Below are 7,193 nucleotides of genomic sequence, written 5' to 3' on the forward strand. Positions count from 1 at the left end.
CACAAAAATTTAAAATGAGAAAACAAATTGTAGCAGGTAACTGGAAAATGAATTTAGATTATACCGAAGGTATTTCTCTATTTTCAGAAATCGTAAATATGGTAAGAGATGAGCAAAAGGGCACGCAGGTGGCTGTTATATGCGCTCCTTTTATTCATTTAAACAGTTTAGCTAAATTGGGTGGCACTACCGTTAGGCTAGGCGCACAAAACTGTCATCAAAATGAAAGTGGTGCTTTTACAGGAGAAATCTCTGCTAAAATGATCAAATCTGCTGGTTGTGAATACGTTATAATTGGCCATTCTGAACGCCGACAATATTTTGCTGAATCTGATGCACTGTTATTGGAGAAAACGAATATAGCCTTGCAAAATAACCTTATTCCTATTTTTTGCATTGGTGAAACTTTAGACGAAAGAAATAACGGGAGTTATTTTGATGTCATTAAATCACAATTAACACAAGGTGTATTTGCTTTAAGTGCGGAAGATTTTTCTAAAGTTGTGATTGCATACGAACCTGTTTGGGCTATTGGAACAGGCTTAACAGCTAGTTCAGCACAGGCACAAGAAGTCCATGCTTTTATCCGCCAGGAGATAGCAACACAATATGGCGATGATATAGCGGCGAACACCAGCATTTTATACGGTGGTAGTTGTAATCCTAAAAATGCGGCTGAGCTATTTGCTCAGGAAGATATAGATGGCGGATTAATTGGAGGTGCCTCCTTAAAATCTCGTGATTTTACGGACATCGTTAAAACATTTAACGCTTAATGCAATATATACAGGTTACTTTTACTTTCGAAAATATTGAAGCCTATCAACAAGACTTGTTGATCAATGATCTGGCTGAAATAGGGTATAACACTTTCGAAGATACGGAAAGCGGATTTGCTGCCTTTGTTGATTTTGAAGAATATAGTCAGGTTACCTTAACTGAGGTGCTTACTAATTCTTTAGAAAACATTGTTTACACTTATACTGTCGAGGAAATTGCAGCAAAAAACTGGAATGAAGAATGGGAGAAAAACTTTGAACCATTAATCATCAGTGAACAATGTTATGTTCGTGCAACATTCCATCCTGCACAGCCGCAATATCCTTATGAGATTGTGATTGATCCTAAGATGGCTTTTGGTACAGGGCACCACCAGACGACCACGATGATGATGCAATATATATTATCGTTTAACGTTCAGGATAAGGCAGTGCTTGATATGGGCTGTGGAACTGGTATATTAGCTATTTTAGCGGCTAAAAAGGGCGCTAAATCTTTAGTAGCCATTGATTACGATGAGGTGTGTTATCAGAGTACACTTGAAAATTCTACTTTAAATAACATCAGCAATATTGAAGCCTTATGGGGTGGAAAGGAAGTTATTCCACAAGCATCATTTGACGTTATTTTAGCTAATATCAACCGCAACATTTTGCTTGATCAGATAGAAAACTACGCTGCAGTACTTAATGCTGGAGGCAGTATTTTCTTTAGTGGCTTTTATGAGTCGCCAGATCTGGAAATGATTACAGAAGAATGCCTGAAGTTTGACATAAAGTATGTTGATCATCAAAAAATTGGAGACTGGGTAGCTGCACATTTTATAAAGAATTAATTACGGAGTAAAAGAATATGCGGATACATTTTATTGCAATTGGTGGCAGTGCCATGCACAACCTGGCCATCGCTCTGCATAAAAAAGGATATCAGGTTAGTGGATCTGATGATGTGATTGCGGAACCTTCTTATAGCAGGTTAGCCAGGTATAACCTCCTACCTACCACCTTCGGTTGGAATGAGCAAAATATAACCCCTGATCTCGATGCTGTCATTTTAGGGATGCATGCATTTGTAGATAACCCGGAATTGTTGAAGGCTCAGGAATTGGGGCTGAAAATTTATTCTTATCCAGAATATATTTACGAGCAGAGTAAAGATAAGTTACGTGTAGTAATTGGTGGAAGTCATGGCAAAACAACCATTACCTCAATGATTTTACATGTGCTTCATTACTATAACAGAGATTTCGACTATCTCGTTGGTGCGCAGCTAGAAGGTTTCGATACCATGGTGAAGCTCACTGCTTCGGCTCCAGTAATCATTATTGAGGGTGATGAATATTTAGCCTCACCAATAGACAGACGGCCCAAATTTCATCTTTACAAAGCAAATATTGGTGTAATTAGTGGAATTGCCTGGGATCACATTAATGTTTTTCCAACCTTTGAATCGTATACTCAGCAATTTGGTATATTTATTGATACTGTAGCCGCCAATGGAAAATTAATTTATTGTGAAACGGATGCTGTCCTTTCTGATTTGGTTAAAAGTGCTACGGCACCTGTAGATAAAATCCCTTATTCCATTCCTCCTCACCAGCTTCAAGACGGTATTACCTATCTTTTACCTGAAAAAACGCCCTTGCAAATTTTCGGTGACCATAATTTAATGAACTTAAATGCGGCAAAATTAGTGTGTAAGGAATTAGGAATTTCTGCACAAGAATTTAATGAAGCCATTTCTTCGTTTAAGGGGGCTGCAAAACGACTCGAATTGTTGCGAAGTGATAATCAGACTAACGTTTACAAAGATTTTGCTCATTCACCATCCAAAGTTAAAGCTACAATAGAAGCGGTGAAGTCCCAATTTAAGGGCAGAAAATTAGTAGCGTGTATAGAGTTGCATACATTCAGTAGTTTAAATAAAAATTTTTTACTTCAGTATGAAAGTACCATGGATATGGCAGATGTGGCTATTGTTTACATTAATGCTGATACTTTCCTACAGAAGAAAATTTCACCATTTAGCAACTTAGAGGTGGAAAAAGCTTTTAAAAACCCTAAATTGCACTTTTTCAACAACACTCTCCAATTAGAAAAGTATTTGTTAGCACTTAATTTTAACAATACTAATTTATTACTCATGAGTTCAGGAAATTTCGGAGGTTTAGATCTTGGTAAACTGGCACGTGAGTTGAATACATAGTTTAATGCACACTAAAATATCTAAAAACACAATATGAACGTAATTGGTAAAAACATCAGGCAACTGAGACAGAAAAATGGTTGGAGTCAGGGAGAAGTTGCAAAACGTCTTAACATTTCTATACCAGCTTTTTCAAAAATAGAAACAGGGATTACTGATATCAACATTTCAAGATTGGCACAAATTGCCAACTTATTTGAAGTATCGACAATGGACATTATTTCGAAAGAAGGTGAGAATCCACAATCTGTAAACTTCGAAGAGATTAATAGTTTAAAATCAAGGTTATCTCAAAGAGAAGAAGAAATCATCAAACTTCAAAAAAAGGTGATTGAACTTTATGAAGAAATAAGACAGAAATAAATTTAAAAAATTTTACGCAAGGTGAGGTGTCGCTTCCCGAAAGTGGCACCTGTAGCCTGGTGTATAGATAACATCTTATCGTTAAAATCGCCCACCCAAGATAGTTCTAACTCATCATATTGGTTCAACGGCAAAACATACTCTTTTAGTTTAATAAATAAAGCAGATTCTAATCCATGTTTTTGGTAGGTAGATTTTGTACCCATAACAATGGCTCGCATTCGGTTTACACCTTTCCATTTACGGTATACAAACTTTATTTTCTCTATTAATCCTAATTTACCGTTAAAGCTCTTGATCAATTGGTTGGCATCAGGCACAATGACAACAAAGGAAGCAGGTTCACCATTTACATAGGCAAACCAGATTAACTTTTCATCCATTATCGCTTCCATTTTTTTGAAGCTTTCCAATAAGGTTTCTTTTTTGATAGGAACAAAGTTTTCAAAATCCTTCCAGCCATCGTTATAAATTTCCATCAGGTCATTTACATATTTCGTTGAATTTTTTTTAGAAAAGTGCTCAAAGGTATAACCTGGTTTTTGCGCTACCCAATTGGCAATTTTAGTAAATCGCTCTGGAAACGGATTTCTAATCTGTAGATGGTTGGTAATTTGTTCATATTCCTTTTTAAAACCATAATTAATAAAGAAGTCGTGGTAATAAGGGAAGTTGTAATTCATGCCATAAGAAGGCTGCGTAAAGCCTTCTATGAGCAAGCCCCAGAAAGAGTCATTCTCTCCAAAATTGATTGGGCCATCCATTGCCTGCATTCCTTTTTCCTGAAGCCAATTTTTTGCCGTGTCAAATAACTTAAAAGCCGCCTGCTGGTCATTGATACATTCGAAAAATCCCATACCACCTGTAGGCTGCTCATTTTGAAAAGCTTTTTTCTCATTTATGAATGCAGCCACCCGTCCAATGAGTTTCCCATTGGTATCTTTTAAAATCCAGCGTTGACAAGCCCCATACTTAAAGAATGGGTTTTGTTGAGGATCAAAAATGGCTTCAATTTCTACATCTAGTGGGCAAATCCATTTCTCCTCATTTTTATAAAGAATTCTTGGAACTTCTAAAAAATTTGCACTTGATTTAATATCGTTAACGGGTAGGATCTGCATGTATAAGGTCTAGTCAATAAAAAACATCCTTAAAGGATGTTGGGGGATATGGTGTTAAGGTTTTAATTAGAAATTATCATCATCGTCATCATCTACAAAATCGTCAAATGAATCAAGATCATCAAGAGCAACATCAAAATCGTCATCTTCATCATCTAAAAATGATTTCTTGTTTTTAATTTCTTCAACCGGACTGCCGTTGAGTATATCCCTATCCTCAACTTCGCTTAATGGACTTTTTTTGATGGATTTTTTCGGAGTTGTCATTACAAAAAAAATAAATTTCTAAAAGTGTTTGTTGGTTATAAATTTACAAAATTAAAAGTCAATTAAATTTAATTTCTAAATTTTGTCTCCCTCAAAAATAAAACAAAAAGCATATTGGTGGTTATTTATTTTTAAAAAAAGATCCGCATCAGCAGCTAAACTTAGAGGCTATTGATTACCAGTACTTATAGTCACTAGCTTCGCCTTATCTTTAGTAAATACTAGAATAATGGAGTAGCCTTAGCAGATATTAACGCAAAAAAAAAGTGGTAAAGTTTTCGCTTTACCACTTTTAACACACAAATGAAACCTGAATTGAGATAATTTTTAGGTTAGGTTAAAATATCTTTGACCAATTCTATAAGAACGCTTTACAAACTAGGTTTGTTATTAATATCTATAACAAGATTAGTGCTATTTAAAATAGGATGTGCAATGAAATTAGTAAATGGTATTAATACTTGAGTAAACGGTAAATTAGGAAGGTAAAGTGATAGAAATTACGACCGAAGTACCTGAAGCACCTGTTTGCTGTATTTTAATTTGTACAGGGTTTACATTGATCTGATTCAAGAGGTTTACCCTTTCTTGTGTCAAACTCATCCCTTTACTGGTATGGCTATTTTTTTTATACTTCAAAGAGTTGTCAATCCCAATTCCATTATCTGAAATTTCAATCTGGAGCACATGTTGATCTTTCATTAAAATAGTGATTTTCAGTTCACCGCCTTTGTCAATAGGCATGATACCATGCCAGATGGCATTTTCTATGTAGGGTTGCAACAGCATAGAGGGCATTACGGTTTCCTCCTTATCTAACAGTGGATCAATATGTATTGTATAAGTTAGTTTATCTCCAAACCTTTTCTTCTCCAAACTAAGGTATAACTCCAGGTATTCCAGTTCTTCCTGGAGTGAAATATAACTTTTAGTACAAATCTCCATGTTCTTTCTAATCAGTCTGGCAAATCCGGTTAAAACCCTATTGGCAGAACCGGTATCTTTTGTATTGATGTAATGTTGAATAGAGTTCATCACATTAAACACAAAATGCGGATTCATCATCGCTTGTAAGGCCTGCTGCTCCAGCATTAAGATTCTGTTTTTTAAAAGCAGCTTTTGCTGTTCTTTGTTTTTTTGCTTTTTTGTAACCACAACAGCAACGCCATAAAAGAAAATTCCGGCAATTAAAAATAGTATAAGTAAAAACCAGGTACTTTGCCATATACTGGATTTCAGTTCAAAGTTAATCTTCATGGAAGGGCCCCAGCTGCTGGTGTTTGACTTTGCGCTCACTTCAAATGTATAATCGCCTGGTTCAAGGGCGGTTGCTTCTATTCTTTTGTTTTTGGTTTCTGTCCATTCATCATGTGTTCTCAAGCGATACCTATATAAAATATCCTGGCCCTGGAAATCTACAACCCCGAAATAAAAGGTGATCTTTTTGCTGTTAGGATTTAAAGTAATATGAGCATCTTTTAAACTCCTTTTTTTTTCGTCTACAAAAATGGAAGAAATTAAAGCCTTAGGATTTTCGACGATTTGTCCGTGTGGCTTGCTGAAAAAATAAACTAAACCCGTATTAGTAGCAAAATAGGAGGTGTCTGCATCCACATAAACATCATTGATGTCATTTTTTAATAAGGCGTTGGTATAATCAAATGCTGTGATTTCAGCTTGCTGGTTATTTAAACTGACTTTATTAACGCCATTGAGCGTAACCAACCATATTTGGTTATTGCTGATAAATATTTTTTTACAAATATTACTTGCAAGACCATCATTCTTTGTTAAATGACGTATAATTTTATTGCCTTTAATCAGTATTAACCCATAGCCGTCTGTTGCCAATACCATTGTGCCATCAGGTAATTGTTCAATGTCATTGATCCGTTTATTGAGTAATGATTTTTTGAAGTTGATGGTGTTATGCTCAGGATCTAATATTTTTAAACCATTAATATTGGAGAACCATAGTTTTTGATTTTGATCGTAAAAAACACTGTAAGCACGATCTGAAAAGAAGTTAAATCCTTCTTTCCTGGTATGTATGTCGAATTCAAGCTTATTATTTAGGTAATTGACGAGTGCTATGCCAGATGATAAAGCTAATGCAAGGGTACTGTTCTTATTTAAACTAAAGTCTTTGATAACAAAGGTTGATTGCGAATTTTCATTTAATAAAGTGAAAGTATATTGATCACTATAAATTTCGTGGAGCATTCCGAAACCATTTTCAGAAGCCAAAAAAAGCGATTGATGCGCTTCATCTAAGATTATTTTTCTTATGCCAGCCCGGAACTTTGTTTTCTCAGGAATTTCTATATTACTAATATGTAAGTTTTGTTGTTTGACCTTGTTAAGGTGTCCATTTGCTAGACCGAGCCAAATGTTATTGTTCCTGTCTTTAGTTATGCTTTTAACAACATTATGGCTAAGGCCGTCAGTTTTATTGAT

Annotated in this window: 7 protein-coding genes; 4 read left to right on the forward strand and 3 right to left on the reverse strand. The window is 35.3% G+C overall.

Going from position 1 to position 7,193, the window contains the following annotated elements; all coding sequences use genetic code 11:
* The first annotated feature begins 14 nt into the window (after positions 1-14).
* From tpiA to ACR2F7_RS17000, 4 genes are read left to right on the forward strand one after another with little or no spacing between them, the layout of a single operon-like run.
* On the forward strand, positions 15-776 hold the full coding sequence (gene tpiA, locus ACR2F7_RS16985) for a triose-phosphate isomerase (RefSeq protein WP_432714724.1): 762 nt from the start codon (positions 15-17) through the stop codon (positions 774-776).
* A complete protein-coding gene (gene prmA / locus ACR2F7_RS16990; protein ID WP_432714725.1) occupies positions 776-1,615 on the forward strand; it encodes a 50S ribosomal protein L11 methyltransferase in 840 nt (279 codons plus the stop codon). The genes tpiA and prmA overlap by 1 nt, the downstream gene beginning before the upstream one ends.
* Before the next feature lie 17 nt (positions 1,616-1,632).
* Positions 1,633-2,985, forward strand: a complete 1,353-nt coding sequence (locus tag ACR2F7_RS16995; RefSeq protein WP_432714726.1) for a UDP-N-acetylmuramate--L-alanine ligase — start codon at positions 1,633-1,635, stop codon at positions 2,983-2,985.
* A 33-nt stretch (positions 2,986-3,018) separates the two neighbouring features.
* Complete coding sequence (locus ACR2F7_RS17000; protein WP_339592090.1) at positions 3,019-3,348, forward strand: helix-turn-helix domain-containing protein; 330 nt, start codon at positions 3,019-3,021, stop codon at positions 3,346-3,348.
* Between the two features lie 2 nt (positions 3,349-3,350).
* Here the strand turns inward: ACR2F7_RS17000 and ACR2F7_RS17005 are convergent, their stop codons facing one another.
* From ACR2F7_RS17005 to ACR2F7_RS17015, 3 genes are all read right to left on the reverse strand, one after another.
* Positions 3,351-4,469 (reverse strand): GNAT family N-acetyltransferase, encoded by a 1,119-nt coding sequence (locus ACR2F7_RS17005; protein ID WP_432714727.1) that lies wholly within the window; start codon positions 4,467-4,469, stop codon positions 3,351-3,353.
* A 66-nt stretch (positions 4,470-4,535) separates the two neighbouring features.
* Positions 4,536-4,736 (reverse strand): hypothetical protein, encoded by a 201-nt coding sequence (locus ACR2F7_RS17010; RefSeq protein ID WP_432714728.1) that lies wholly within the window; start codon positions 4,734-4,736, stop codon positions 4,536-4,538.
* A 477-nt stretch (positions 4,737-5,213) separates the two neighbouring features.
* On the reverse strand, positions 5,214-7,193 hold a 1,980-nt coding region (locus ACR2F7_RS17015), incomplete at its 5' end, for a histidine kinase (RefSeq protein WP_432714729.1).

Origin of the sequence: Pedobacter sp. (genome assembly GCF_045628745.1) — a bacterium.
Classification (GTDB): Bacteria; Bacteroidota; Bacteroidia; order Sphingobacteriales; family Sphingobacteriaceae; genus Pedobacter.

Excerpts from the sequence above, each read along its gene's own strand:
- ACR2F7_RS17000 (WP_339592090.1), top strand. The coding sequence starts at position 3,019 with ATGAACGTAATTGGTAAAAACATCAGGCAACTGAGACAGAAAAATGGT.
- ACR2F7_RS17010 (WP_432714728.1), bottom strand. The coding sequence starts at position 4,736 with ATGACAACTCCGAAAAAATCCATCAAAAAAAGTCCATTAAGCGAAGTT.
- ACR2F7_RS17005 (WP_432714727.1), bottom strand. The coding sequence starts at position 4,469 with ATGCAGATCCTACCCGTTAACGATATTAAATCAAGTGCAAATTTTTTA.
- prmA (WP_432714725.1), top strand. The coding sequence starts at position 776 with ATGCAATATATACAGGTTACTTTTACTTTCGAAAATATTGAAGCCTAT.
- tpiA (WP_432714724.1), top strand. The coding sequence starts at position 15 with ATGAGAAAACAAATTGTAGCAGGTAACTGGAAAATGAATTTAGATTAT.
- ACR2F7_RS16995 (WP_432714726.1), top strand. The coding sequence starts at position 1,633 with ATGCGGATACATTTTATTGCAATTGGTGGCAGTGCCATGCACAACCTG.